The 25,080-nt window shown below is 51.7% G+C and carries 21 protein-coding genes; 3 read left to right on the forward strand and 18 right to left on the reverse strand.

The genetic code is table 11. From position 1 onward, the window contains the following. Nucleotides 1-239 precede the first annotated feature (239 nt). A complete protein-coding gene (locus B9T62_RS39315; protein ID WP_157793931.1) occupies nt 240-377 on the reverse strand; it encodes a hypothetical protein in 138 nt (45 codons plus the stop codon). 122 nt (nt 378-499) lie between these two features. Between B9T62_RS39315 and B9T62_RS19420 the strand changes: the two genes are divergently transcribed. Next, complete coding sequence (locus B9T62_RS19420; RefSeq protein WP_087916797.1) at nt 500-904, forward strand: CBS domain-containing protein; 405 nt, start codon at nt 500-502, stop codon at nt 902-904. A 106-nt stretch (nt 905-1,010) separates the two neighbouring features. Here the strand turns inward: B9T62_RS19420 and B9T62_RS19425 are convergent, their stop codons facing one another. From B9T62_RS19425 to B9T62_RS19495, 15 genes are all read right to left on the reverse strand, one after another. Next, a complete protein-coding gene (locus B9T62_RS19425; RefSeq protein ID WP_087916798.1) occupies nt 1,011-1,367 on the reverse strand; it encodes a hypothetical protein in 357 nt (118 codons plus the stop codon). A 268-nt stretch (nt 1,368-1,635) separates the two neighbouring features. After that, nucleotides 1,636-1,917 (reverse strand): STAS domain-containing protein, encoded by a 282-nt coding sequence (locus B9T62_RS19430; protein WP_087916799.1) that lies wholly within the window; start codon nt 1,915-1,917, stop codon nt 1,636-1,638. Further along, nucleotides 1,910-3,916 (reverse strand): methyl-accepting chemotaxis protein, encoded by a 2,007-nt coding sequence (locus B9T62_RS19435; RefSeq protein WP_245864500.1) that lies wholly within the window; start codon nt 3,914-3,916, stop codon nt 1,910-1,912. Before B9T62_RS19435 ends, B9T62_RS19430 begins: the two co-directional genes overlap by 8 nt. A 53-nt stretch (nt 3,917-3,969) precedes the next feature. Continuing rightward, on the reverse strand, nt 3,970-4,371 hold the full coding sequence (locus tag B9T62_RS19440; protein ID WP_087916800.1) for an ATP-binding protein: 402 nt from the start codon (nt 4,369-4,371) through the stop codon (nt 3,970-3,972). A 14-nt stretch (nt 4,372-4,385) separates the two neighbouring features. After that, the gene (locus tag B9T62_RS19445; RefSeq protein WP_169834408.1) at nt 4,386-5,825 is read right to left on the reverse strand and encodes a SpoIIE family protein phosphatase; all 1,440 of its coding nucleotides are present in this window, start codon (nt 5,823-5,825) and stop codon (nt 4,386-4,388) included. A 260-nt stretch (nt 5,826-6,085) separates the two neighbouring features. Continuing rightward, nucleotides 6,086-6,832, reverse strand: coding sequence for a type I methionyl aminopeptidase (gene map / locus B9T62_RS19450; protein WP_087916802.1), 747 nt, complete (start codon nt 6,830-6,832; stop codon nt 6,086-6,088). Between the two features lie 215 nt (nt 6,833-7,047). Further along, nucleotides 7,048-8,772, reverse strand: a complete 1,725-nt coding sequence (cysI, locus tag B9T62_RS19455) for an assimilatory sulfite reductase (NADPH) hemoprotein subunit (RefSeq protein ID WP_087916803.1) — start codon at nt 8,770-8,772, stop codon at nt 7,048-7,050. 44 nt (nt 8,773-8,816) lie between these two features. Beyond that, the gene (locus B9T62_RS19460) at nt 8,817-10,730 is read right to left on the reverse strand and encodes an assimilatory sulfite reductase (NADPH) flavoprotein subunit (protein WP_087916804.1); all 1,914 of its coding nucleotides are present in this window, start codon (nt 10,728-10,730) and stop codon (nt 8,817-8,819) included. 355 nt (nt 10,731-11,085) lie between these two features. Next, nucleotides 11,086-11,817 (reverse strand): metallophosphoesterase family protein, encoded by a 732-nt coding sequence (locus B9T62_RS19465; protein ID WP_087916805.1) that lies wholly within the window; start codon nt 11,815-11,817, stop codon nt 11,086-11,088. Nucleotides 11,818-11,870: 53 nt separating this feature from the next. After that, on the reverse strand, nt 11,871-12,575 hold the full coding sequence (locus B9T62_RS19470; protein ID WP_087916806.1) for a hypothetical protein: 705 nt from the start codon (nt 12,573-12,575) through the stop codon (nt 11,871-11,873). Nucleotides 12,576-13,685: 1,110 nt separating this feature from the next. Continuing rightward, nucleotides 13,686-14,660: an aldo/keto reductase gene (locus B9T62_RS19475; RefSeq protein WP_087916807.1), complete on the reverse strand. Its 975-nt coding sequence runs from the start codon at nt 14,658-14,660 to the stop codon at nt 13,686-13,688. Nucleotides 14,661-14,839: 179 nt separating this feature from the next. Further along, nucleotides 14,840-15,943, reverse strand: a complete 1,104-nt coding sequence (gene tnpB / locus B9T62_RS19480; RefSeq protein ID WP_087916808.1) for an IS200/IS605 family element RNA-guided endonuclease TnpB — start codon at nt 15,941-15,943, stop codon at nt 14,840-14,842. A 260-nt stretch (nt 15,944-16,203) separates the two neighbouring features. Next, on the reverse strand, nt 16,204-19,503 hold the full coding sequence (locus tag B9T62_RS19485; protein ID WP_087916809.1) for an ATP-binding protein: 3,300 nt from the start codon (nt 19,501-19,503) through the stop codon (nt 16,204-16,206). Then, the gene (locus B9T62_RS19490; protein ID WP_087916810.1) at nt 19,493-19,861 is read right to left on the reverse strand and encodes a response regulator transcription factor; all 369 of its coding nucleotides are present in this window, start codon (nt 19,859-19,861) and stop codon (nt 19,493-19,495) included. Before B9T62_RS19490 ends, B9T62_RS19485 begins: the two co-directional genes overlap by 11 nt. 48 nt (nt 19,862-19,909) lie before the next feature. Beyond that, nucleotides 19,910-21,547, reverse strand: a complete 1,638-nt coding sequence (locus tag B9T62_RS19495; RefSeq protein ID WP_087916811.1) for a GGDEF domain-containing response regulator — start codon at nt 21,545-21,547, stop codon at nt 19,910-19,912. A gap of 221 nt (nt 21,548-21,768) precedes the next feature. Here B9T62_RS19495 and B9T62_RS19500 point away from each other — a divergent pair, with 221 nt between their 5' ends. Further along, complete coding sequence (locus B9T62_RS19500) at nt 21,769-22,038, forward strand: ACT domain-containing protein (protein ID WP_087916812.1); 270 nt, start codon at nt 21,769-21,771, stop codon at nt 22,036-22,038. A gap of 34 nt (nt 22,039-22,072) precedes the next feature. Then, a complete protein-coding gene (locus B9T62_RS19505; protein ID WP_245864633.1) occupies nt 22,073-23,428 on the forward strand; it encodes a PFL family protein in 1,356 nt (451 codons plus the stop codon). A gap of 107 nt (nt 23,429-23,535) precedes the next feature. On the opposite strand, the gene B9T62_RS19510 is transcribed toward B9T62_RS19505, so the two are convergent. After that, the gene (locus B9T62_RS19510; protein WP_245864501.1) at nt 23,536-24,459 is read right to left on the reverse strand and encodes a sigma-70 family RNA polymerase sigma factor; all 924 of its coding nucleotides are present in this window, start codon (nt 24,457-24,459) and stop codon (nt 23,536-23,538) included. A gap of 43 nt (nt 24,460-24,502) precedes the next feature. Continuing rightward, on the reverse strand, nt 24,503-24,949 hold the full coding sequence (locus B9T62_RS19515; RefSeq protein ID WP_087916815.1) for a carboxymuconolactone decarboxylase family protein: 447 nt from the start codon (nt 24,947-24,949) through the stop codon (nt 24,503-24,505). Between the last annotated feature and the right edge of the window lie 131 nt (nt 24,950-25,080).

Raw genomic sequence — 25,080 nt, forward strand, 5'->3', positions numbered from 1 at the left:
AGGCCTTTTTGCCTCTCATTCCACCAATCGGCGTTCCAAGGAGCAATTCAGATCAACGTTACTCAAGTACATGCTCAAGAGTTAGTTCTATAAGCCACGACAATCGAGCATGAGCCAGGTATTAACGGTAGTTTTTCCCCATAGCCACCTCTGTTGTACTACTCCGAAAGCGCAAACCTACTTGGGGATGTCTGGGGTCCTAAGTAGTAACAATTCATGAGTATATATGTTTAATTCACTCACCTGCAAGCCCCCTTTCCCACATATACTCCCGGTATCCCCAGAATGCTTCTTCCGCTCCGCCTTGCTCCAGCACGCACATCTTCATCGCAGAATGCATGGTATTTCAGCAGTTGCAGCGCTTCTTGTTTATTCATTGTAGCTCCCTTTCTCGATCCGAAACTGGGAAGCCAACTTTTTTCGAATACGCTTTCTGGCCTGAATATGGTTTAATGTAAGTATTCGATTACCAACATTCAGCGCAAAGGAGTTGTAGTCTGTGGAAATATCCTCATTCTTGCTGCCCAAGGAGCAGGTGGCCTACATCACCTCTTCCGTCTCCATGCACGAAGCCCTTGAACAACTGGAACAGCATTATTACACAGCCATTCCAATTATAGACGAAGAGGGAAAGTACGTTGGAACACTATCGGAAGGCGATTTGCTCTGGAAGTTGAAGCACACACCGGAGCTGGCCTTCGACAATCTGCATGAGGTGCCGGTCCGTGCGATCCAGAACCATGTCCATAATGAAAGTGTACCGATTAACGCCCAGATGGAGGATATGCTGACGCTGGCTGCGGACCAGAATTTCGTCCCTGTCGTAGATCATGAAGGTGTGTTCCTCGGGATTATCCGCCGCAAGGATATCATTGAATATTATACCAGGAATATAACCGATTGAGGTTACCCGCTTGCACAAGAAGAACCGGCAACCGTCCAAGTGGACAGCTGCCGGTTCTTTTTGAAGACAGAAATCAATATGTAAAGAACTAGTAAGTACAGCGTATTCAAGCCTTGGCAATCACCCGGATCTCCATCACCATCGCCAGCAGTGCAGAGAACAGCCCCATGGATATCATCAGCGTAAAAGTGTCCGGATAACTCTCCTTATAGAAATGGGAGCAGAGAGCCACCGTCCACAGCACGGAATAAAACAAGGGAATCATCGCAGAGACCGACTCTGCCACCGTCCGCCTGCCCTTATAGATGAATCCGGCAAGGCCTGCTGCGGAGTAGACGATATAACAGACCAGCTCAATTTCAGTAATGACAATCGTATCACCCCAGGCAAACAGGTGCATCAGAGCGTACTGGAAACCCAGACCCAGAAAAACGAAGGCATTAAATGAAAGCGGTTTGTGCATCACTACATCTCCTTTATATAACATCCCGCGTTAATGTTAACGCTTACATATAGGAGTATAGAACTACCTTTTCCTAGGGTCAATTGTATTCACCAAATATTAACAATCTACCAATCTATGAGAACAAATCCAAAACTTTGCTTGACACACTTGAAAACGCTTTAAATTAAGAGATGTAAGTAGAAACGGCTTCGGCGTCCTTAAAAAAACGGATGCCATCCTGAATTGGATAACATCCGCTGCCTGCAGAGGTGATTAATGCTATAACTTAGGCTACGATCTCAAAAATATGGTCCAGACGGGTCAGTTCAAACACCTTCAGTACATTGGGAGTCAACGCCTTCAGCTTGATTTGCCCTCCACTCTCCAAACACTTCTTATACGTGCTGACAATAACACCAAGTCCCGTGCTGTCGATAAAGCTGCAATAGCTGAAGTCAAGCAGAAAGCGGTTGGTTCCATCATTAAAATACTCCAGTATATTCTCTCTAAAAAGTCCTGCTTCCTCCACCGAAAAGACTTCCGGCATTGTGATGATGATCTCACTCATCCTGCTCACCCCTGATTATAAATTTCTCTACAAGGATTTCCAGTTCATTGGCCATAGCACTGACTTCCTGGGCTGACGCTACGAAATTCTCGACCGTTGCCGCCTGTTCTTCAATCGCTCTGGATACCCCTTCACTGTTGGCTGCCGCTATTTCCGATATCGTGCCCATGGAATCTATCAGCTTAATGATCTGGTCAGAGGTTGCCACCTCATCCTTGGTAATATCCAATATCTCCCGCACATTCAAAGTAATCGACTCCACCGACTCAATAATATTGACGAAGGCCGCATCGGTTTCGTTGACAATCTTCACACCCTCGGTGACCGCTTCGGAGGCGCCCCGCATGGCCGTTACAGCCCTCTCCGTCTGGGCAACCATATCCTGCACCAGCACCGAAATCTCGGTACTGCGGGTATGCGTTTCGTCCGACAGCTTCCGTACTTCTCCCGCAACCACGCTGAAGCCCTTGCCATGCTCTCCGGCCCGGGCAGCTTCAATAGCGGCATTCAAGGCCAGCAGGTTCGTCTGGCGGGCAATCGCATTGATGGTGCCGATAATGGCGGATACCTTGTCCGACAGCTCATTCACCTGCTGCAGCAGCTCCTCGGTCTCCCGGGTACTGCGGCTGATGGTATCCATCGCTTCCACTGTGTTGATTACCATGCTCCGGCCTTCCTTGGCCGCCTGATTCGTCAGGTTGGCATTGCTTGAGGTAGCCGCCGCCTTGCTCTGGGCCATCTGCACCAGACTGGAGAGCTGAACCAGCACCTGGGAAGCATTCACAACCGAACAGTTATTGTTCTCTGCCCCGCTGGCAATCTCATGGGTGCTGGAGCTGATCTCTTCGATGGAAGCACTGATCTCTTCCGAGGATGCGGCTATCTCCTCCGACATGGAGGTGAGGACTTCGGAGCCGGATCTGACCTTCTCAATAATCAGCTCCTGCTTGTCAATCATCGTATTGAACGAGTCACTCAGCTCCTGCAGCTCATCGCCGGTGTTGATGGACGTATGCACGGTAAGATCGCCTTCCCCGGCCAGCATCATGGCCTTCTCCAGCTTCTTGATCGGTCTGATGATGCTGCGGCTGGTCAGCAGGTAGGCTATCAGCAGTGCGGCCGCAATACATCCGGCGGTGAATAGCAGTGTCAGGTTGCGGATTTCCGTTGCCGCCGCCATATAATCCTTGTAGTTGGCCGTGGAGGCTACCATCCAGTTGCCTGCAGGCTGAAAAGCAACGTATTTGTAGACCCCTTCATAGGTATAGAATCCGCTGGAGGTCTCCCCGGCCTTCATCTGCTGCACCAATTCGTTCAACTCTTGATTGCTGTCATCGTCCAGATTCTCCTGCAGAATCTTGCCCTTCTCCGGGTGGTAGACGATCAAGCCGTTAGGGTCGACCATATAAGCATAGCCGTGTTCGCCAATCTTGACCTGTGCCGCGGGCTCCGAGAGAGTGTCGAACACGATCGTACCGATCAGCACGCCGGTCACCTCCCCGTTCAGCCGCAGCGGCTGGGCAATGGCTACCACATGATGGCCGCTGTCCTTGGACACGATCACTTCACTGACAGCCTCCGTACCGGACTTGGCCTGCTGGAAATAATCACGGTCCTGCACACTAAGCTGCGGTGCTTCACTGCTGCTTGTGAGCAGTGCCTTCCCCTGTGTGTCGGCAAGGATCAGGGACTCGAGCAGACCCTTGTTGTCTTTCTGAACATCAGATATGTATTGATAAGCGCTGTTCTTTACCTTACCATCGGCAGGTGTGGCTGTATACCCGGCTAATGTATTATTTTGGGCCGCAATTCTAAGGTAGTTGCTGACCTTCTCCAGGGCATCGTCGACAGCTCTTGCTGTGGAGCCGGTAGTTTCCCGCAGCTCCTCTTCAATGGTCGTCTGCAACGCCCGGGAAGCCAGATTATGCGAAATGATGCCAGATACCGTCAGAGGTATCCCTATGATTAACAATAGAAAAATACTAATTTTAACTTTCAAACTTAATTTCACCATGAACTCTCCTTTATTTCACATAAGCCAATGACCTGTCATTAAAACGGCTGCGGCTGCTTCAACCTTTTGCTGACAAACATCGTATTGCGGATCATCTCTGCACGGTCCGAGCAGCAGCGGATCAGATACAGCCCCCTCCCCCCCTCTTCCAGAAGCTGGAGCGGATCGATGGTTTCCGGGATACGGATCTGCTCCGTTCCGTCTCCGCAATCCTGCACCTGCAGATGGAGCTGGCCGTCCTGCAGAATGTAACGAATGCTGATCGGTTTCTTGCAGTCACATAAATTCCCGTGCAAATAGGCATTCGTTACAGCTTCTACCAGGATAAGCTTTACGTCAAAGGCATCCGCTTCGATTCTCATATCTTGAATAATCTGGTCAATAATGCCTTGATGCTGGTCCAAACCGTACAAGACCACTTCATTCTGAACTACTTCCATATTTCCCTCCTAATCTACTTAATCTTCAGACTCAGCCAGGTACAATCATCCTGCAGCGCGTTAAGGCAGATTCTGTTGACTAAATAATTGTAGTCCAGGCATAATTCATCACTGTTGAACAAAAGATCCATCCCGTCACTGTAGAAACAAAATGTATCACCGGATTGGAAGGGGAGTGTAATCTGATCAAACTCACTGTTCTCAAACATCCCCAGCGGGGCGCCTTTGACCGTCATCTTCTGCACCTTATGCCCTTGCGGCACATACAGGAATTCATTGATTCCGGCTCCCGCCGCCTGCAGCCGGCCCATGCTGAAATCCAGATGAAAGCAGCAGACCGCTGTATAATCCTCGCCCAGAAACTGCATCGCCTTGCGGTTCAGTTCCTGCAGCACCTGCACTGGTTCGGTGTAATGCAGCAGACTGCCGGAGAACAGCACCTTCAGCGCTGAGATATTCAGCGCAGCGGTTATGCCCTTGCCGGTTACATCGCCGATCATGCCGATCACCCGCTGCTCATCCAGCTTTTGAAAAATAAAAAAATCTCCGCTCAGCGCCGCAGCCGGAATATAGAGCTTGTCCAGCACGGCTCTCTGCTCCAGCGGGAATGCGACGGCATGACGATGCTCCTGAAGCTTCACCGCGCTGGCAATCTCCTTCTTGCTCTCCGTAATGTCCCTGAACACCAGCTGCAGTGCCTTCGTCTCTTCATACATAATAGGAGCCCCGGAAATTTCCAGATCATAAATGCAGCCGTCATATCTTACGAACCGCTGCTCGATCCGAAAGCAATCCTTGCCGGTCATTCCCCGGGAACGCAGACTGTTATATTCCGCGCTGCTGATATCCTCTTCACTGAAATAAGCGCCGATGCTCTGGCCAAGCAGCTCATTGCGCGGTTTGCCGAACATCACTTCACTTTGCCTGTTGGCGAACAGAATCGTACCCCCGCTGTATACCAGAATAGCTTCCGGACACAGCTCCACTAGGTCGCGGTATCTCTCCTCGCTCTCCTTCAGCCTATTCTCCGACCTTACCCGGTCACTGATATCATGGATTACTGTGTAAATGTTCAGACTGCCAAGCAGTGTGATTAGGCCTGTATGGATCTCCACATCAATAATTTGGCCGCTGGCTGTCTGGTGCCGTTCCTTAAACACACGGTTCTTTTGCATCCCTCCTCCGCCTGCCGCCAGGGCTTGCTTCAGGAAATGACCCAGTCCTCTCTCCGTTTCCAGGCAGTTCAGATCCGCAATCTGCAGCTTTCTGAATTCGCGCAGCTCATAACCATAGAACAGACATGCCGCTCTGTTCGCATCACGGATGGTACCGGTCTCCGGGTTCACAACCAATGTGATTAGATGGTTATTCTCATAGATACAGCCATAATGCTCCATACACTGCGAAGGGCTGGGGGAGGAATGCTGATTCTTGCACACGATATCCTTCGACATCACTACGATCCTCTCTGTCTTCTCTGGTTCTATACGTCTTCCGTCCATTATATTCGTTTTAAAAAAACAAGGCCGTGAATTTCGACACATTCAGACAAGTAGAAACGGACGCCGTCCTCTGAAAGAGGCGGCGTCCGTTTCTGCGAGAAATAGAAGGATAAATTATAGCGTGCACATATAAATTCTTATATTTCAAAAAAAACCAATCTGCATCATGACAAGGTCATGAACATGCAGATTGGCAGTTGCTGTGCGCAAGGCTACAGCTCAGTCAGAATCACCGTTCCATGCGGAGTGATAGCCAGGGTATGCTCATATTGTGCCGACAATCCGCCGTCAATCGTCCGCGCAGTCCACCCATCGGCATCTACCTTCGTCCGGTGGCTGCCGGTATTTAGCATCGGCTCAATGGTAAATACCATCCCTTCCTTGAGCCGCGGCCCTTTGCCTGCAGGACCGTAATGCGGGACTTCCGGCGCTTCATGCATCTCCGAGCCAATGCCATGGCCAATGAAGTCACGTACGACGGAGAAGCCGTTCGATTCGGCATACACCTGGATGGCATGGGCCACATCACCGATCCGGTTGCCGGTAACCGCCTGCTCAATGCCCTTGAACAGCGATTCCTTGGTCGTCTGCAGCAGCTTGTCGGCTTGCTCGCTGATGGTGCCTACACTGTAGGACCAGGCGGAATCCGCCAGCCAGCCGTTCAGGTTCACTACCATATCAATGGTCACGATATCCCCGTCCTTCAGCTGCTCATGCTTCGGGAAGCCGTGACAGATTACATCGTTCACCGACGCACAGGTGGCATAAGGATACCCGTGGTATCCCTTCTGTTCAGGGGTTGCTCCCTGGGACAATATAAATTTCTCCGCGAACTGGTCGATTTCCCAGGTGGTGATGCCGGGCTTAATCAGCTGAGCGATTTCCCGGTGGCAGGCGGCAAGAATCTTGCCCGCTGCGCGCATCTTCTCAATTTGTTCCATGGTCTTCATGATGATCATAAGTATCGCCTCTTCTGTACAGAGCGCACCTTGTTATCCGGAGATGGCTCTTTGTATAATTTGATAACACTTTATATATTATGTTGTAAAACCACCAAAAAACCAAATTTTTTAAAGAAACCTTTCCTTTTTTCATGTAAAAAGAGTGCCCCTCTGCCGTTATCGGCTCAAAGGACACCCCTGTGATTCAACTCCGGCTCGGCCGGCCCTTAGTACTAATGATGGAAATTAAGACCGGAGCTGACAGCCTCCACATATCCGCTGCGGATAACAAAGTCGCCAAAATGCTCATCCAGCAGGCGTTCCTTCGCATACCGGTGCAGAATCGGAGTCAATGTCTCCACAATCTCCTCTTCGCCGATGCTTTCTTTGTAGAGTTTGTTCAGCCGGTCACCCGTAAACCCGGCCCCCATATACATATTGTATTTGCCGGGAGATTTGCCGATAAAAGAAATCTCGCCCAGCGCCGGGCGGGCACAGCCATTGGGGCAGCCCGTCATGCGGATCACAATTTCCTTGTCCCGCAGCCCGGCCTCATCAATGATCAGCTCCAGCTTATCCACCAGGGAAGGCAGATAACGTTCGGCCTCAGCCATTGCCAATCCGCAGGTTGGCAGCGCTACACAGGACATGGAGCTTCTCCGCAGGGCGGAGAGGTGGGCGCCGTCCGTCAGCCCGTATGCCTTCGCCAGTTCAACCACCTTGCGTTTCTTGGCGTTGCTCACATTGGCAATCATCACATTCTGATTCGGAGTCAGCCGGAAATCACCGCTGTGAATCTTGGCAATCTCACGCAGACCGGTCATCAGCTTGTAGTCGCCTTGGTCATGAATCCGCCCGCTCTGCACGTACAGGGTCAGATTCCATTTGCCGTTGATGCCCTTCACCCAGCCGTAACGGTCGCCGTTGTGGTCGAAATGATAGTCGCGGGCGGCTTCCAGCTGCCAGCCAAGCCGCTCCTGCAGTTCCTCCTTGAACCACTCCAGCCCATGCCGGTCAATCGTATACTTGAAGCGCGCATTCTTGCGGACCGATCGGTTGCCGTAATCGCGCTGGATCGTGACCGTCTTCTCCGCCAGATCAATCAGCTGCTCCGGACGGCAGAAGCCGATGATCCGGCCCAACTGCGGATAAGTGCTGGTATCACCGTGGGTCATGCCCATTCCGCCGCCTGCCGTCACATTGAATCCGGCCAGCTTGCCTTCTTCCAGAATGGCGATGAAGCCCAGATCCTGCGAGAACACATCCACGTCATTGGAGGGCGGCACAGCCAGGCCGATCTTGAATTTGCGCGGCAGGTAGACCGGACCGTAGATCGGCTCTACCTCTGCTTGTTCCTGGAGACTGTCGACTACCTTCTCGCCGTCCAGCCAGATTTCATGGTAAGCCGGAGTCCGCGGCGAGAGGTGGTCGCTGACCTTGCGTGCCCATTCATAGACTTCGGCATGCACCTCGGACTGGTAAGGGTTAGGATTGCTCATCACATTACGATTCACGTCGCCGCAGGCTGCGAGGGTTGTCATCAAGGTGTCGTTGATGCTTTTAATGGTTTTTTTGAGGTTCCATTTGAGCACACCATGCATTTGAAAAGCCTGCCGCGTAGTTACCCGCAATGTACCGTTGCCGTATCGCTGAGCCAAGTCGTCCATGACCAGCCACTGCGCCGGAGTAGCCACGCCGCCTGGAGCCACGATACGCAGCATGAACTGAAATGCCGGCTCCAGCTTCTGCCGTTCGCGTTCATTACGCAGATCACGGTCATCCTGCATATAACTTCCGTGGAACTTCAGCAGACGGTTATCGTCTTCCGGCAGCCCGCCGGTAATCGGATTGCTTAGCGTTTCGACCAACGCCCCCCGCAGATAATTGCTGTCCAGCTTAATATGCTCCACATCGCTTGGAGGCCCGCCGATCGGCTTAGCCTTCTCTTTGTCTGCCATTGTGCAATCTCCTTCCGAAGTCATTCCCTGACTGTTATCTATATTCAATAGACATCACGCTGGTAGCGCTGTGCCTGTTGCATGTTCTCCAAATACTGCGCTGCTTCCTCGGCACTCACGCCGCCTTCCTCCTGGATCACGGTGACCAGCGCGCTGTGAACATCATGCGCCATATGCTTCTCATCTCCGCAGATGTACACATGGGCGCCGTCCTGCAGCCATTGGTACAGCTCACGGCTGTTCTCCAGAATGCGGTGCTGAACGTACACCTTCTCTTCCGTATCGCGGGAGAAAGCCACATCCAGCTTGCTGAGTACGCCGGCTTTCAGCATTCGCTGCCAGTCGGTCTGGTAGAGGAAATCCGTCACGAAATGACGGTCGCCATAGAACAGCCAGCTCGGTCCCTGGACTCCCAGCTCTTCCCGTTCCTCCAGGAAAGAGCGGAACGGGGCTACACCTGTACCCGGCCCAATCATAATAACAGGCACCTCGGGACTTGCCGGCAGCTTGAAGTTCGGATTGTGCTGGATGTAGATCGGCAGGCTGTCTCCGGGCTGAACCCGCTCTGCGCAGTGCACCGAGCATACGCCGTAGCGGTCGCGGCCATGAGCCTCATAACGCACGGCTCTGACAGTGAAATGCACCTCTTCCGGATTGGCCTTGCAACTGCTGGCTATGGAATATAGCCTTGCCGGCAGCTTGCGCAGAATCGTTACCAGGCTGCTGGCGGGAACGTCCCAGGGAGCGAAATCCTGCAGCAGATCCAGCAGATCGCGTCCTTTGATATATTCCTTAAGCTCCTCCCTCGACTCCGGGGTCACCAGGCGCTGAAGTTCAGGTGCAATGTGAAGCTGCGCCGCCTGTTCCAGCAGCGGCTTGGTCAGGACCGTAATCTCATAGTGGTGAAGCAGCGCTTCCCGTAGGGAGCCTTCTTCGCCTTTCTTGTTCAGCGGGACGGTTTCCTGCGGATCCCAGCCCATAGCGAGAATGATATCCTCGACCAGCTGCGGATGATTCTGCGGGTATACCCCCAAGGAATCCCCCGGCTCAAAAGTCAGATTCGAGCCTTCCAGCGACAGCTCCAGATGCCGGGTCTCACGGTCTGATCCCCGGCCGTTCAGATTCAGATTCTCCAGCACCTCGGCCTGGAATGGATGGTTGCGGGAATACATTGATTCCGGGGATTCCGAATGCTCCGCAGCCTGTACCGTTTCGGCGGCTAGTAGGGAAGCGTCCAATCCGCCGCCGCTGAGGGCGCTGAGCACCTGGCTGAACCAGCCTTGAGCCGGTTCATCATAATCCAGATCGCAGTCTACGCGCGGACTTAGACGCTGTCCGCCCAGCTCCTCCAGCCGCTGGTCGAAGTCCTTGCCGGTCTGGCAGAAGAATTCATAAGAGGTGTCGCCCAGCGCCAGCACCGAGAATTTCAGGTGCGCAAGCTTGGGCGCTCTTTTGCTGTAGAGGAACTCGTGGAACGAACGCGCATTGTCCGGCGGTTCGCCTTCTCCGTGTGTGCTTGCCAGCAGCAGCAGATGCTCGACTTTCTTCAACGCATTAGGCTTGAAGCCGTTCATGGAAGCCGTTGTGACCTCGAATCCCAGCTCCTCCAGCTGGCGGGAGAGGCTGCCGGCCAAGCGCTGGCAGTTCCCGGTCTGGGAGCCGAACAATATGGTCACTTGGCGCGAGGCTGCAGGCAACGCCGCCTGATTCTGGGGGGCTGCCGGTTGTGGTGCAGCGGAGACGGCTGCTGCCTCTGAGTCCTCTGCGCCTGGCAGAGCTGCGGTCCCTGCCGGGGCGCCTATGCCTGGAAGAGCTGCGGCTACAGCCGACTGACTCTGGACCGCGGCGAAATATCCGCTCAGCCAGACCTGCTGGTTCAGGGTTAAAGTGGGCAGAAGCTGGTTAAGCAGTTCAATCTGGCTCTCGCTAAAGGGACTGTTCGTTACTTGTAATTGCAACAATATCCACCTCTTCTGAATAGTACTTCATTCTGTTGATATCCGTAATTCTGATCGTACTGCATAGCTGATAAGATAGGATGATAGAGCAGCAACGGATCGACATGAGTTCAGGCTATCATAATTAATCGAAACCATCAACGAGTTCGGGATATCCTAATATTTTGTATATAATCTATATTATGTAATATATGCACTATAAACGAGCTAATTCAGAGTAAATCACCCTGTTATGAGTAAGATCATCATTTATTATGATAACTTCTATTAGATAAAATGATATAACTTTTGCAGAAAGTTGGCGCGGCAAAAACCCTTCCGGGATGATTCCACCCTGAAAAAGGTCGGATAAGGACTAACCCTCGCCTTTCCGCACACAATAGCTTCTTAAGCCCTCTGCGCTAATCTCCAACCCATTCAGTTGATGGCCATAGGCGCAGCCCCCGTCGATTCCGATCTTGTCCCCCTCCGGGCTGAACCAGATCTCAGCTGTGCCATGCAGGCTTTCGGTTGAGGTATGGCCGAAGACGACAGACTTGCCCGCGTCAGGCAGCGGCACCTGGAAGAACTTCTCCCTAATCCAGATGAAATCGTATGGCGCTGTATTTCTCCAGTCGTCAAGGGATGGATCGATCCCCGCATGTACAAAAATATACGCCTCCGTCTCATGATACAACGGCAGACTTCCCAGAAACTCCAGATGGTGCCCGTACTCCTGTTTCATTTTTGCTTTTACATCCATATATTCCTTCCAGCCAAACACGGGTCCGGCAAGCTCCGGCGCGCAATAGCTCATCAGGGTATGGAAACCTCCATTAGTCATCCAGTGCGTATCCAGCTTGTCATCCTCGTTCATCAGCGCATCATAAGCCATTTTGTCATGATTGCCCCCCAGCACCACGGCTCCCCATTCCCGGCTAAGCTCCATTACCCGTTCCACAACCGCTCGGCTGTCCGGCCCCCGGTCCACGTAGTCACCGAGCAGAACAAGCTGGTCGTGTGGCGGATGGTAGCCCATCAGCTTCAGCAAAGCGTTAAATTCCTCAATACAGCCATGAATGTCACTGACTACTAATGTTCTGGTCATAGGTTCTCCTTATGGCGTACTGCCGTGATGTTTGTAATCATGCTTGAACCGCCCTACAATACACCGTTCATTCCACCAAATATCAGACCAAAAACATTAAAATAGATCATGATAAAAGATAATATAAGGGCTATAGGTAGAATGGACAAAAATTGCATTTTGTTTTTCGGAATGATAAGCAACAGAACAACGATCATGATTAGATATATTCCCATAAGCAATGGAACTAAATAGTAATGAGTGTGAATGGGTAAGTAAGCGTTACGTAATTCAAACCCTTCTGACAGCAAGACTGTGATTGGAAGGGCCGAAACAATATTAGAAAATAATCCATTTCCACGCGCATACCACATAATATAAGCACAAACAGGAGATACCACCGCGCATATACTCCAAAAAACTATGGCTCTCTCCGGGAAAAAATGTAGAAAAAGCACTGTGTAAGCATAGTAAACGGAAAGCATCGACCCAAAAAAGGCGAATATTTTTACAGCCGCTAATTTGGGCGAATAGCTGAAAACCGATAAAAGTGCTGCGACAAATACCCATATACCAAGACGTCCACCAATATTGTCAAATATCGGGTTGATATTCGGATTGTCCACAAGTTTTGCTGCTAAACCCAAAATTACTCCGGTAATCATTGCATTTACTATTGAAAAAACTTTTTGTTTTGTAGTTGATTTGTTTGTAACTCTACTCTGGTTCAACTTGTCCATTAAACCCTCCAATTTTTCAAATTTATTTCCATTACCCATCCTCCTCGAAAGAACAAGGTGTCACATATAGTCCTATAGCTAGTGATTGCATCGTAGGGTTACCGAGTGCAGGGCAATTTTAGTTAGTTGTCGGACTCTCAGAGCAAATAGATGCGAAACTAGTTACTACTTAGGTCCCTCTGAGGATGTAGAATGCTACACTAGAGATTTCAGAGAAATTAGATGCAAAAGTGCATTTAATTTCAGCTGGAATTCCTGTTATTGGGTAAATAAGTGCGAATCTGCAACTATTTTCGAGTAAAACGATTGTTTAAGGCTCAGAATCCGAAATTAGATGCGTTTTCGCACTTATTTGCTCTAAAACAGAAAAAATCTTCTAATTAGATGCAGATTCGCAACTAATTCGGTGGATTGGACTGATGTGGCGATCAGACTTTGATGCTCGCCAATTAGATGCGTTTTCGGTTACTACTTAGGTCCAGTGAGGAACGATAGGGAAATTCTACCGCTAGTTGGACGAAGGTTGGACGTTCTGGTGAGCTTATAGGGAATTTTTACCACTAATGAAGTCCTATCCGCCCCGAATAGCCCTAAATGGACGATGTAGTGGTAACTTTTCCCTATAAGCCACGACAATCGAGCATGAGCCAGGTATTTTCGGTAGTTTTTCCCCATAGCCACCTCTGTTGTACTACTCCGAAGGCGCAAACCTACTTGGGGATGGCTGGGGTCCTAAGTAGTAACCAGTTTCGCAACTATTCCCGGACAATCAGTAACCTGGGAGGTTAGCAGCAGCAAAAAGACAGCCCCTAGGTCTGCCTGCGGGCTGTCTTATGGTTACGCGATTTCCTGCCACGCTGGGCAACCGGTCACGCGGGCATTGCGACTCGTAGCCTCCAGCTCACAATAATGTCCCGCCACGTGGTCACCCGTACGCACAGACTTCCCACCACGCGATCAGCCGGTCACGCGGACTTCTCCTCACACAAGCCCCCTGCCATGAGATACCCGGTCACGCGGACTTCTCGTCACACAAGCCCCCTGCCATGCAGATACCCAGTCACGCGGACTTCTCCTCACACAAGCCCCCTGCCATGCAGATACCCGTTCACACGGACTTCCCTTCATGCCAGCTCACGCATCAGAAGCTTACCAAGCGTAAGCTTCCGGCGCGGGACGGCCCGGTCCCGGGAAGATTTCATCCAGCTTCTTCAGGGTGTCCTCATCCAGCTCGATTTCGGTGACCCGCAGCGAGTCCTCGAACTGCTCGATCGTCCGCGGTCCGATGATCGGCGCGGTTACAGCAGGGTTCGCCAGCACCCAGGCCAATGCCACCTGGTCTTCCTGCTCGCCCAGCTCCCTGCAGAGCGCGGAGAACTGCTCCAGCTGCGGGCGGTGCTTCTCCAGCTTGGCACTGCGGGCGCTGCGCACGCCGGTTCCGGCCAGCGCATTGCGGCCCAGCAGACCGCCTGCCAGCGGACTCCACGGGATTACACCCAGCCCCAGCTCATGCGAAGCCGGCAGAACCTCCAGCTCCGGCGTCCGCTCCAGCAGGTTGTAGAGATGCTGCTCGGAGACAAGGCCGAGGAAATGGCGCGCCTTGGCTTCCGCTTGCGCAGACGCGATATGCCAGCCGGCGAAATTACTGGAGCCGATATAATCCACTTTGCCCTGCTGGACCAGGATCTCAAAAGCACCCCAAAGTTCATTCCAGGATACCTTGCGGTCCACATGATGCATCTGATAGAGCTCCACATGATCGGTCTGCAGCCGCCGCAAGGAAGCTTCACAATGCCGTCTGATCTTATAGCCGGACAAGCCGCTTGCGGAATTGGGGCCATCCTGCTCATCGTACATGTCACCATAGACCTTGGTCGCCAGTACGACCTTCTCGCGCCGTCCACCGCCCTGCCGGAACCAGCGGCCGATGATCTCTTCGGTCCAGCCGCGCCGTTCCTGGCCGCCGTAGACGTTCGCGGTATCGAAGAAATTAATGCCGCCATCCAGCGCGGCATCCATTATTCTGAACGCATCCTTCTCTTCCGTCTCCGGGCCAAAGTTCATCGTTCCCAGACAGAGCTGGCTGACCTTGAGGCCTGATTTACCCAAGTAGCTGTACTTCATTCACAATTCCTCCCTCTGATTCTCGTAAGCGGAGCTTGTTGCCGGCTCTGCTTCTTAGAGTCTACTTTGAACCTCTCAAGGCTAAAGCCACGAGATTCTTGGGTAGTCCGTTCTACCGAACAGAATTGGTAATATATACCACCAAGCTATCCCTGTCGTTCCGACAGTTCGTGTAATCGCTACACGGTATGCAGTCTTTTTCCTTCAGATAGAATATTCAGGCTGGCATTGAAATCTCGATCATGATGAGTTCCACAGTTCGTACACGTCCATTGTCGTAGCTTCAGATCCTTTACTTCTTTGTTTTTGGTTCCACAACACGAACACAACTGTGAAGAGGCAAAGGTTTTGCCTACAGTAACCACCCTGCGTCCATACCACTTCGCTTTATATTCAAGCAGGGTTCGGAAGTGATACCAAGAAACTTCGCTAATCGCTTTCGCCAGCTTATGATTTTTCATCAGATTCGAGACTTGCAAATCTTCAATCGCAATCAGGTCGTGGTTTTTGACAATGTGCGTTGAAATCTTGTGCAAGTAATCGGTTCTGGCATTGACTATACGTTCGTGGATTCGAGCCACTTGGATTCGCTGCTGATTCCAGTTCGACGACCCCTTCACCCGTCTCGATAAGATCCGCTCTTCCCGAATGAGTTTTTGCTCCATCTTCCGTAGAAACTTGGGATTCGCAAACACTTCACCATTCGATAGAATCGCGAAATCCTTTAACCCAAGATCAATTCCGACTTCTTGGTTGGTTTTGGGCAAGGCATGCACTTCGGTTTCCACTACCAACGAGACAAAGTATGTACCGGAAGGATTGCGCCGGATGGTAGCGGATTGGATGCGACCTTCGACTTCTCTGGACTTTGCGAAACGTACACGTCCAAGTTTGGGTAACTTCATCTGATTTCCGTCCACCGCAATGTTTCCGCTCGTGTGTTTCGTTGTATACGCCTGAACCTTGTTCTTTTTGGACTTGAAACAGGGAGCATCGTTTTGTCTCTTGAAAAATCGAGTGAAGGCATCCGCAAGGTTCTTCACAGACGATTGGATCGCAATGCTATCGACTTCTTTTAACCAAGGGAGTTCCTTCTTCAAATTCGGCAGTTCCGAAGAACAGGAATCATACGATAATCCTTTACCGGTTGCTTGGAAGCTATCGTTCCACTTCGCTAAGAAGTGATTAAACACAAACCGACAGCATCCCATGGTTTTAGCGATGAGGACTTCTTGTGCTGGGCTGGGATAGAGACGGAATTGGTAGGCTTTATTTACCAACATGGTTTCACCTCACATTCTGGTGTTGAATGGTTAGATGAACATAATCACAATCACTTTCAATTCTGAAGTTGTAACCTCAAATACAGAATATCATAGGTTGAATCATTTGAGCGATTATCTCTAAATAACAGTGTTTTGATTGTTTTCAAGAAACACCTGTCGGACAAGGCGTATCTAAAGATACGCCTTGTCCGAAGCCCATTCATCTCACGACTAAAGTCACGAGTGTTCTCGGCTAATTCATAAAATGGGAGGGATTTCTAATTACGCTCCGGTTCCCCGGCATCTCCGCTCTCCGGGAACAACACTGTTCCCGCTGCATTGTTGACTCTCACAATTTTCTCCAGCGTGTTGGACAGCTCTCCCGGCGGATAAGGCTTCGTGAGATATTTCTCGACGGTATCATTCATCTGATTCTTCAGCGATTGGTCCAGAGCTGAAGAGATCACAATCGGCAGCTTCTCCGTTCTCGGATCAGCTTTCAGCATCCGGATCAGATCCCAGCCATCCAGATCCTCGCCCAGCATCAGATCAACGACAATCGCCACAAATGGCGTTTTGAGCGCCTGATCGAACGCCTGTGTCGGATGATAGTGGTGGGTTACCCGGAAGCCTTTGGCCTTCAACTCCTCCGAGAGCAGCAGCGACAGGCTGTAGTCATCCTCCACAATCATCACATTGGGCTTGGCTTCCTTATCCGCGCCCCATCTGCTCCATTCCTCTTCATGGCGGCTGGACGCACTGCGGTGAATCGGCAGACTGAACCAGACGGTAGTTCCTTCTCCTTCCGCCGACTCAATGCCGATGGAACCCTTCTGCTTCTCGATAATTTCCTTGCAGATCGCCAGCCCCAGCCCGGTGCCGCCGATTTTTTTGGAGGCGCTGTTGTCTACGCGCCGGAACTTCTGGAATAGCTGGCCAATCTGATCCTTCGGAATGCCCAGCCCCTGATCCTGAATCCTCACCACGATCCGGTCTGGCTCATTGTGCAGCAGCACCTTGATTTCCTGGCTGTTAGGTGAGAATTTGATCGCGTTGCTGAGCAGATTGGTCAGCACCTGAATGATTTTATCCTTGTCCGCCTCTACCTCAGAGTTATGGGCCTCATCCACCAGCAGCACATGATGGGTATCGCTCAGTTTATATTGATCGATGACTCCCAGCACAATTTCGCTAAGGTTAATCCGCTCAGTGATATATTGCTGCTTGCCCGATTCCATCCGCTGCAGATCGAGGAAATCATTGATCAGGTCAGTAAGCCGCTTGGCCTCTTTATGAATCGTCTCCAGGTACTTTAGCTGCTTCTCGGGTTTCATGGTTTTGGATAGCAGCAGCTCCGTGAATCCCAGCACACTGGACAGCGGAGTCCGCAGCTCGTGGCTGACCGTGCTCACCAGCTCCGATTTCATCAGGTCCAGCTCATATTCCCTGGTAATGTCGCGGTGTACGAACAAGGTGCCGATCCGGGACTGGCGGAAGACAGGAATCGCATACACATCAATATGCTTCAGCTGCTCCTTGCCTATGGAATACTGCATGCTGCTGGATTCTACATTCTCCGGCGACATCGCCTGCTGGAAGAAGGCCCGCAGCTGGTCCGATTCGTTCGAGGTGGTGACGAAATGCTCTTTCCACAGCTCCTTAGGAATGAGGGTGCCTTCCGCCGAGTCATGGTAATCAAAAATCTGGCTGAGCGCCCGGTTCACATGCAGCATCGTACCATCCGTGTGCACAAATTGAATGCCTTCGTTGATATTGTCGACAATATCACGGTTCAGCTTGCGGCCATATTCAATTTCCTCGTACATAGACAGACGTTCAATCGCAAGCGCCACCCGGTTCATCAGACCCTGAATTTCATTGGTCTCCTCATCGCTGAAGCTGTGCCCGATACGGCTTCCGCAGAACACAGCCAGAATCTCGCCGTCCGCATTCACCACCGTGGTATAGAAATCGTAACAAAACAACTCGCTCGAGGAGATTCCCCGCTCTGCCAGCGATGCCTCCCGTTTGATCAGGTAGGACTTCTCACTCTGCAGCCGATACAGCATGCTTTCGCCCTGCTCCCCCAGGTAACGGTCCATGTTCTCCTGAGCTATTCCCTTAAACGCTGTGATTTGGTCCTTAACCAGCAGGAAGAAACTGGAATCGAAGGAATACAACCGGTTCATGAAAAATATAAACTTGTCGGCAAATTCCTGCTTGTCCAGGGTGTATGTGATGTCGTGGTTGAGCTGGTTGTTAAGCTCCAGCATCACTTTGGTCTGCTCGGTGTTTTGGAGTGTTTCCGCCAGCTCCTGCTGCACGCTTTTGAGCGAGGTAATATCATTCGCAATCAGGATATATTGATAAATTCTGCCCTCATCGTTCAGATAAGGCATCACGGTGATATTCAGCCAGAGCACAGTTCCAGTCTTGCTTGTTACATCCACCTCGCTCGTCCATACCCCTCCTGCGCCCAGCTTGCCCAGAATATGCTGCAGTTGGGGTTCAGTTATGTTATTCAGGTCAAACAACCGGAAGGTAGAACCCACAATCTCTTCTTTACTGTAAAGCGTATACCGGCCGAGATTATCGTTCGCGTAGGTGAACACCCCTTTGCAGTTGAGAATCCCGACGGCCGAGGATTGGTCCAGTGCCTTCATCATGCTCTCGATCTCGGTCAGCGAGCGCTCCAGCTTATGCTGCTGGTCCTGCAGCTCATTCTGCTGGGCATACAACTCCTCGTTCTGCATCATCAGCTCCTCTTCCTTATCCTGGATGCTGTGGGCCATATTCAGAAAAGCCCCGTGCAGCCGCCCGATCTCATCGCCGCTCTCCAGCTTGCCGAGCAGCAGCTCTTCGCCGGCAGCCAGCGAATGGGCCGCGCCCTCCAGCCGCACAATCGGTTCAATCAGATTCTTCAGAATCCGCCAGATCATCAGCGTGAACAGCAGCAGCACCACTGTGCTGAACAGGAAGGCATAGAGGTTGAACTGATTAGACTGCTTACGGGCCTTCAGGGTCAGCTCGCTAAGGGCGTTGTCTGCCCGCTGCTTGTATTCATTGGTATAGAGCAGGAATTCATTAACCGACTGGGTGCTGCCGTCCTGGGACAAAGCTCTTATGCCTTCATAATCATCCGCGTTAGCCAAGGCAATCGCCTGGGGCAGCACCTCATTTTTGTAGCGGATACAGAAGCTGTTCAGCTCATCCCTGAATCTCACTTCCTCCGCTGACAGCTTCAGGGCAGAGAATACCTCCAGCACACGGTTCAGCTCCAGCAGCTTCTCGTTAAGCAGCTTCAGCTCGTTCTGGCTCTTCAGCAGCGAGTAGCCCCTTGCCCGGAAGAATACATCTTTCAAGGTTGTAGCCAGCTGATTGATCGTATCCGCTTTATGCTGCAGCACTTCCCGGTCCCGGCTTAAGCCATCCTGCTCCATATGGATATAAATAAAGAAGGTTACCCCCGACAGGATAAACAAGCTAAAGACGCTGAAAATAATGCGGTAATATCTTGTTCTGATGCTGGAAGGCCGACTTAATATGCGCCCGCGCGCGCGGGAAGGTTCAGATATCACTTAGTATTCCCTCCACGATCTGCAGCAACTCCATCGGACTGAACGGCTTGGGCATAAAGTAACGTGCTCCCGCCTCTTTAGCCCGGTTGCGGTCCACTTCCTGCGCCTTGGCCGTCAGCATCAGAATAGGGGTGGCCTGCTTCACTTCCCCGTCCAGCTGATTGAGCACCTCAATGCCTGTCATTTCCGGCATCATATAATCCAGAATGACCAGATCATAAGAAGCTGCCGACAGCTTGGCCAGCGCTTCCACGCCGTTGTCGGCCGTATGGATTTCCACACCTTCCAGATCCTCCAGCGTATCGGAGATTAACATTCTAAGCACTTCCTCATCATCCACTACCATTACTTTTTTCATGTTTACTCCCCTTGCTGTTTATTCATAGGTTGCAATTCAGGGAACCGCTCAGAACAGGAATCTGTGGGCCAGCCGCTCAATCCGTGACAGCAGCTCCGGCATGTGGAACGGTTTGATCACATAATCATCCGCCCCCATCTGCAGCGCGTGAACGATATCCGCTTGGTTGTTTCTGCCTGTCAGCATAATTACCAGGACATTCACCTCCGGATAAGCGCCGCGAATGCGCTCCAGTACCTCTACTCCGTCCAAGTCAGGCATGACGCCATCCAGCAGAATAATATATTTCTCCTCAGGAGAATACCAGCCGGAATCCAAGAACTCCTGGGCATTCCCGAAGCTGTTGATGCGGATATGCGAGATATTGGCCGGCTTCCAGCCTGAGAAATGATGCGTAACGATCGTACGGATCAGAATATCGTCGTCCACAATGATCACATTCAACACCGCGCCGGACAAACTTTCGGTCAACAGCTCGGTGAACAGCTGCGTCTGGTTCCTACCGGCATGCTTGCTGGCGTACAATGCCTGATCCGCTTCCTCCACCAGTTTATCGGCTTCATTCTCTGATTTGGTTACCTCTGATATGCCGCAGGAGAAGGTTACATGAAAGGCTTCATTCTTGCCCTTAAATTCTTTGGCTGAGAAGGTCTCCTGAATGCGCCGGATGACCACCTGCGCCGAAGCGGCATCCGTGTTGGGCAGGAATAGGGCAAACTCCTCGCCGCCGAAGCGGCAGAACACATCCTCAACGCGGATCGACTCCTGGACATGCAGCGCAAACGCCTGCAGCACCTCATCCCCAGACAGATGGCCGTAAGTGTCATTCACTTTTTTGAAATGGTCGAGATCAATCAGGGCCAGCGAGAATATCCGTGAGGTACGTCTGAAGTCCGATATCAGCTGCTTGATGGTCTGGTTGAAATGCTTGCGATTGAAGGCACCGGTCAGTTCATCGATAATAATCGCTTCCTGCCATTCCCGTTTCATCTCGAAACGGTTGCCGATCAGCACTATGAACAAGTCCATATCCATCGGCTTGGTCACAAAATCCATCACACCCAGCGCATAAGCTTCCATCACAATCTCTTTGGATTGTTCAGCACTGATAATAATGATCGGAATCCGTTCTTTTTTGGCCTTGCCGATAATCTGGTTCAGCACCTCCATCCCGCTCTGGTCGGGAAGCTTTAAATCCAGCAGGATCAGATCCGGCTTGCTCTCATAGAAGAAACGCAGGCCCCGTTCCGCCGACAAGGCAATGCTGACATAATAGGACTGCCGTTCCAGCGACTCCTTCAGGTAGGCCACCAGTTCCACATCATCATCGATGATCAGGATTTCATTCTGCTGCTGCTCGCCGTATAGCGTGTCCTGTTCCAATGAAGCGACAGGCCCCTTTACAGCCAATGCAGACGGAGCAGCACTGAAGACGGGGATAAATGGATACAAATATTCGCCCCATTCCTCCACACGCCAGGTTCTGATGCTGTCATCAGAGAAATACGGCAGCGTGGTCTCCGCCAGTTCCTCTACCTCTTTCATCCCGACGGTTCCGGCGGTACCTTTCAGATTGTGCAAAAAGCGATAAATTTCTTTTTCCGTTATATGCGGCTGCTCGGTCCATTCCTGCAACGTTTGCTTGGTGCGCTGTTCTACCAGATCTTTATATTTTTGAGTTGACATAGATGCTCCTTACAATCTTTATTACAGTTCTTAAGTTAATCTTACACAACACAGTCTGTTCTAGACCTATGTACTCCTTATATTCTACTTAAAAGTAGACATTACATCAAAAATGTAATTGAAGCTTGTTAGATCATTTGCCATAATGGTTGAAAGTGTTCTTCCGAATCGTGTCGAACCTTGGCTGGACCATACTTATCAAACACAGGGAGGCTGTTTCATTGAAAGGGATTATTACGGTACTGGGAAAAGACAAAGTAGGAATTATCGCCAAAGTGTGTACCTACCTGGCCGAGCACAATCTGAATATTCTTGATATTTCACAGACGATTGTACAGGACTATTTTAACATGATGATGATCGTGGATATTTCCGCGCCGACCGGCTCCTTCGAAGATATTGTCGAGGATCTGAAGCAGGTTGGGGAAGAGATTGGTGTAGAGATCAAGCTTCAGCACGAGGACATCTTCAATATTATGCACCGGATCTGACAATTTAAGCTACATTTTTAGGGGGATAAAGATGATTTCATTGGTGGAAGTACAGGAAACGAATAAAATGATCCGCGAGATGAATCTGGATGTGCGCACCATTACGATGGGGATCAGCCTGATGGACTGTGCCCACCCGGATATGGCAACCTTCAACCGCAATGTCTATGACAAGATCACCCGTTCGGCCGAAAAGCTGGTCAAAACAGGGGAAGATCTGGAGCGCCAGTTCGGCGTGCCGATCGTCAACAAACGGATCTCCGTGACTCCGATCTCAATTGCTGCGGGTGCCGTGAAGACAGACAGCTATGTGCCCGTGGCGGAAGCGCTGGACCGGGCCGCGAAGGAGGTCGGCGTCAACTTTATCGGCGGCTTCTCAGCCCTAGTGCAGAAAGGCTGCACTACCGGAGACCGGATTCTGATCGACAGCATCCCGGAAGCACTGGCCGTTACGGAAAGAGTCTGCGCCTCTGTGAATGTAGGCTCTTCCCGAAACGGGATTAATATGGATGCTGTCAAGCTGATGGGCGATATCATTATTCAGACCGCCGAACGCACCAAGGACAGGGATTCCATTGGCTGCGCCAAGCTGGTGGTATTCTGCAATGCTGTGGAGGATAACCCGTTTATGGCCGGGGCCTTTCACGGGGTCGGCGAACGCGAATGCGTCATTAATGTCGGTGTCAGCGGACCCGGCGTAATCAAGCGGGCACTGGAAGAGGTAAGGGGCCAGGACTTCGAAACACTCTGCGAGACGATCAAGCGGACCGCCTTCAAGGTAACCCGGGTTGGACAGCTGGTTGCGCAGGAAGCCTCCAAACGGATGGGCGTGCCCTTCGGAATTATCGACCTCTCGCTTGCGCCTACGCCGCTGATCGGAGATTCGATCGCCGAGATCTTCCAGGTGATGGGACTGGAGGAAGCCGGAGCGCCCGGCACGACAGCCGCACTCGCCATCCTCAATGACAACGTCAAAAAAGGCGGTGTGATGGCTTCCTCCTACGTCGGCGGACTTAGCGGGGCTTTCATTCCGGTCAGTGAAGACCACGGTATGATCCAGGCCGTTCAGCGCGGCGCGCTGACGCTGGAGAAGCTGGAAGCGATGACCTGTGTCTGCTCCGTCGGCCTTGATATGATCGCGATTCCGGGCAGCACCTCCAAGGAGACCATTGCCGGCATCATCGCCGATGAGGCGGCCATTGGCATGGTCAACAACAAGACGACCGCCGTGCGCCTGATTCCGGTAATCGGCAAAGAAGTCGGCGAGATGGTCGAATTCGGCGGACTGCTGGGTTATGCACCCGTCATGGCGGTCAATCCTTTCAGCTGCGCGGGCTTCGTCAACCGCGGCGGACGGATTCCGGCCCCGATCCACAGCTTCAAGAACTAGGGGTTTCTTATATTTCCAAAAAATAAAGCAGCGGTTCTCCAATAACTGGAGAATCGCTGCTTATTTTCTTTTTAGCGGGTTTTCGAGTAGCAGCCACTTGTAGAGTTTCAGCCGAAGGTTCTCAGCTTATCGGGCTCAACGATCAGATACAGCTGCTGGATCTTGTCTCCGGTGAACTCCAGGCACAGCATCCCGGCAACCTCGCCGTCCTGCCTGAACAGGAGATTGGGTTCGCCATTGATCCGGACAATCTCGGACTGCCAGCTTCTCAGCTCACGCAGCACCCGGTGCGAAGTAAGCAGAGCCAGCACGCCTCTCTGTCCGGCCATCGGCCGCAGGATCGTATGCACCTCCTGCCCGCCGCCATCCGCTATCAGCACAGGCTGTTCTGCCAGCAGCTCCAGCATGGCGCCAACATCATAAGCCTCAAAAGCGGCGGTGAACCGCTTCAGCAGCACAGTGCGTGAAGGTCCGGCCGCAGCCCCTCCTTGCTCCGCTGAAAAGGCCGCCTTGAAATTACGCGAGGCACGGCTGAAGATCTGGCGGCAGGCGGCCGCGGATTTGTCCACCATGTCGGCAATCGATTCATAATCATATTCGAACACCTCCCGCAAGACAAATACCGCTCTTTCCACCGGCGTGAAGCGCTCCAGCAGCACTAAAAAAGCATAAGAAAGCGTATCGTTGCGCTCCGCAGCGGCTTCCGGGCTATCATAGGCCTCTATAAGCGGCTCAGGAAGCCATTCGCCGATATATGTCTCCCGCCGGGAACGCGCAGACTGCAGCTGATTCAGGCAGCGGTTGGTAATGCTTTTGGCTAAATATGCCTTGAGATTCTCAATCCCGCCGAGGCCCCTGCGCTGCAGCTCCATGAAGCTGTCCTGCACCGCATCTTCGGCATCCGCCACCACGCCCAGCAGGCGGTAGGCTATGGAGAACGCATAACCCTTATAGCTCAGGTACAGCTCCTCCATCTCACTCTGTCCTTTGCCCGGCTCCTTCACCTCGGCTTGATCTTTCTCCAGCCCCATGCCCTCGCGCTCCCCCTTCATTGCTCTTGAATGGCCAGCCTGCTCATTCGAAACAGCCCGGATACATCCCCGTTGAAATGGCGATCCGGTTCCAGCTGTTGATGGTGTTGATGGCGATAATCAGATCCACATATTCCTCTTCGCTGACATGCTCTCTGAGCTTCTCATAGAGCGGCTGCGGCACCCCCTCCTGTGAGATCAGAGTGACCGCCTCGGCCAGCTCCAGCACCGCACGCTCCTTCTCTGTAAACAGCGGAACCTCCCGCCACACACTAAGCAGCAGGATATGATCGCTGTAATCGCCGAGTTTCAGCAGATCCTTTGCGTGCATATCCAGACAGAAGGAGCAGCCGTTTATCTGTGACACCCTTATTTTGAGCAGCTCATAGAGCACCTTATCGCCGCTGCGGCTGCCTGCAAATTTCTCCATAGCCATCATCGCCTGGTAAGCCGGATCATTGACCACTCTGTAATTCAATCGCAAATTCATCTAAACCGCCTCCTAAAAAAATTGAATACAATACTGTAGACAACGGAGTGCGGCTTTTTGTGACATCCATTAGAATCTGCCTGCCTCAGGCCGGTTTATTCCATCGAAATCGTTGCCAGCTTATCCTTGAA

The sequence above is a fragment of the Paenibacillus donghaensis genome (assembly GCF_002192415.1).
GTDB classification, from domain to species: Bacteria; Bacillota; Bacilli; order Paenibacillales; family Paenibacillaceae; genus Paenibacillus_AQ; species Paenibacillus_AQ donghaensis.

What these genes read in the sequence shown, in the direction of transcription:
- B9T62_RS19475 (WP_087916807.1), bottom strand. Translation starts at nt 14,660, where the DNA reads ATGAAGTACAGCTACTTGGGTAAATCAGGCCTCAAGGTCAGCCAGCTC.
- B9T62_RS19465 (WP_087916805.1), bottom strand. Translation starts at nt 11,817, where the DNA reads ATGACCAGAACATTAGTAGTCAGTGACATTCATGGCTGTATTGAGGAA.
- cysI (WP_087916803.1), bottom strand. Translation starts at nt 8,772, where the DNA reads ATGGCAGACAAAGAGAAGGCTAAGCCGATCGGCGGGCCTCCAAGCGAT.
- B9T62_RS19495 (WP_087916811.1), bottom strand. Translation starts at nt 21,547, where the DNA reads ATGTCAACTCAAAAATATAAAGATCTGGTAGAACAGCGCACCAAGCAA.
- B9T62_RS19490 (WP_087916810.1), bottom strand. Translation starts at nt 19,861, where the DNA reads ATGAAAAAAGTAATGGTAGTGGATGATGAGGAAGTGCTTAGAATGTTA.
- B9T62_RS19440 (WP_087916800.1), bottom strand. Translation starts at nt 4,371, where the DNA reads ATGGAAGTAGTTCAGAATGAAGTGGTCTTGTACGGTTTGGACCAGCAT.
- tnpB (WP_087916808.1), bottom strand. Translation starts at nt 15,943, where the DNA reads ATGTTGGTAAATAAAGCCTACCAATTCCGTCTCTATCCCAGCCCAGCA.
- map (WP_087916802.1), bottom strand. Translation starts at nt 6,832, where the DNA reads ATGATCATCATGAAGACCATGGAACAAATTGAGAAGATGCGCGCAGCG.
- B9T62_RS19425 (WP_087916798.1), bottom strand. Translation starts at nt 1,367, where the DNA reads ATGCACAAACCGCTTTCATTTAATGCCTTCGTTTTTCTGGGTCTGGGT.
- B9T62_RS19430 (WP_087916799.1), bottom strand. Translation starts at nt 1,917, where the DNA reads ATGAGTGAGATCATCATCACAATGCCGGAAGTCTTTTCGGTGGAGGAA.
- B9T62_RS39315 (WP_157793931.1), bottom strand. Translation starts at nt 377, where the DNA reads ATGAATAAACAAGAAGCGCTGCAACTGCTGAAATACCATGCATTCTGC.
- B9T62_RS19470 (WP_087916806.1), bottom strand. Translation starts at nt 12,575, where the DNA reads ATGGGTAATGGAAATAAATTTGAAAAATTGGAGGGTTTAATGGACAAG.
- B9T62_RS19510 (WP_245864501.1), bottom strand. Translation starts at nt 24,459, where the DNA reads ATGGGGCTGGAGAAAGATCAAGCCGAGGTGAAGGAGCCGGGCAAAGGA.
- B9T62_RS19515 (WP_087916815.1), bottom strand. Translation starts at nt 24,949, where the DNA reads ATGAATTTGCGATTGAATTACAGAGTGGTCAATGATCCGGCTTACCAG.
- B9T62_RS19445 (WP_169834408.1), bottom strand. Translation starts at nt 5,825, where the DNA reads ATGTCGAAGGATATCGTGTGCAAGAATCAGCATTCCTCCCCCAGCCCT.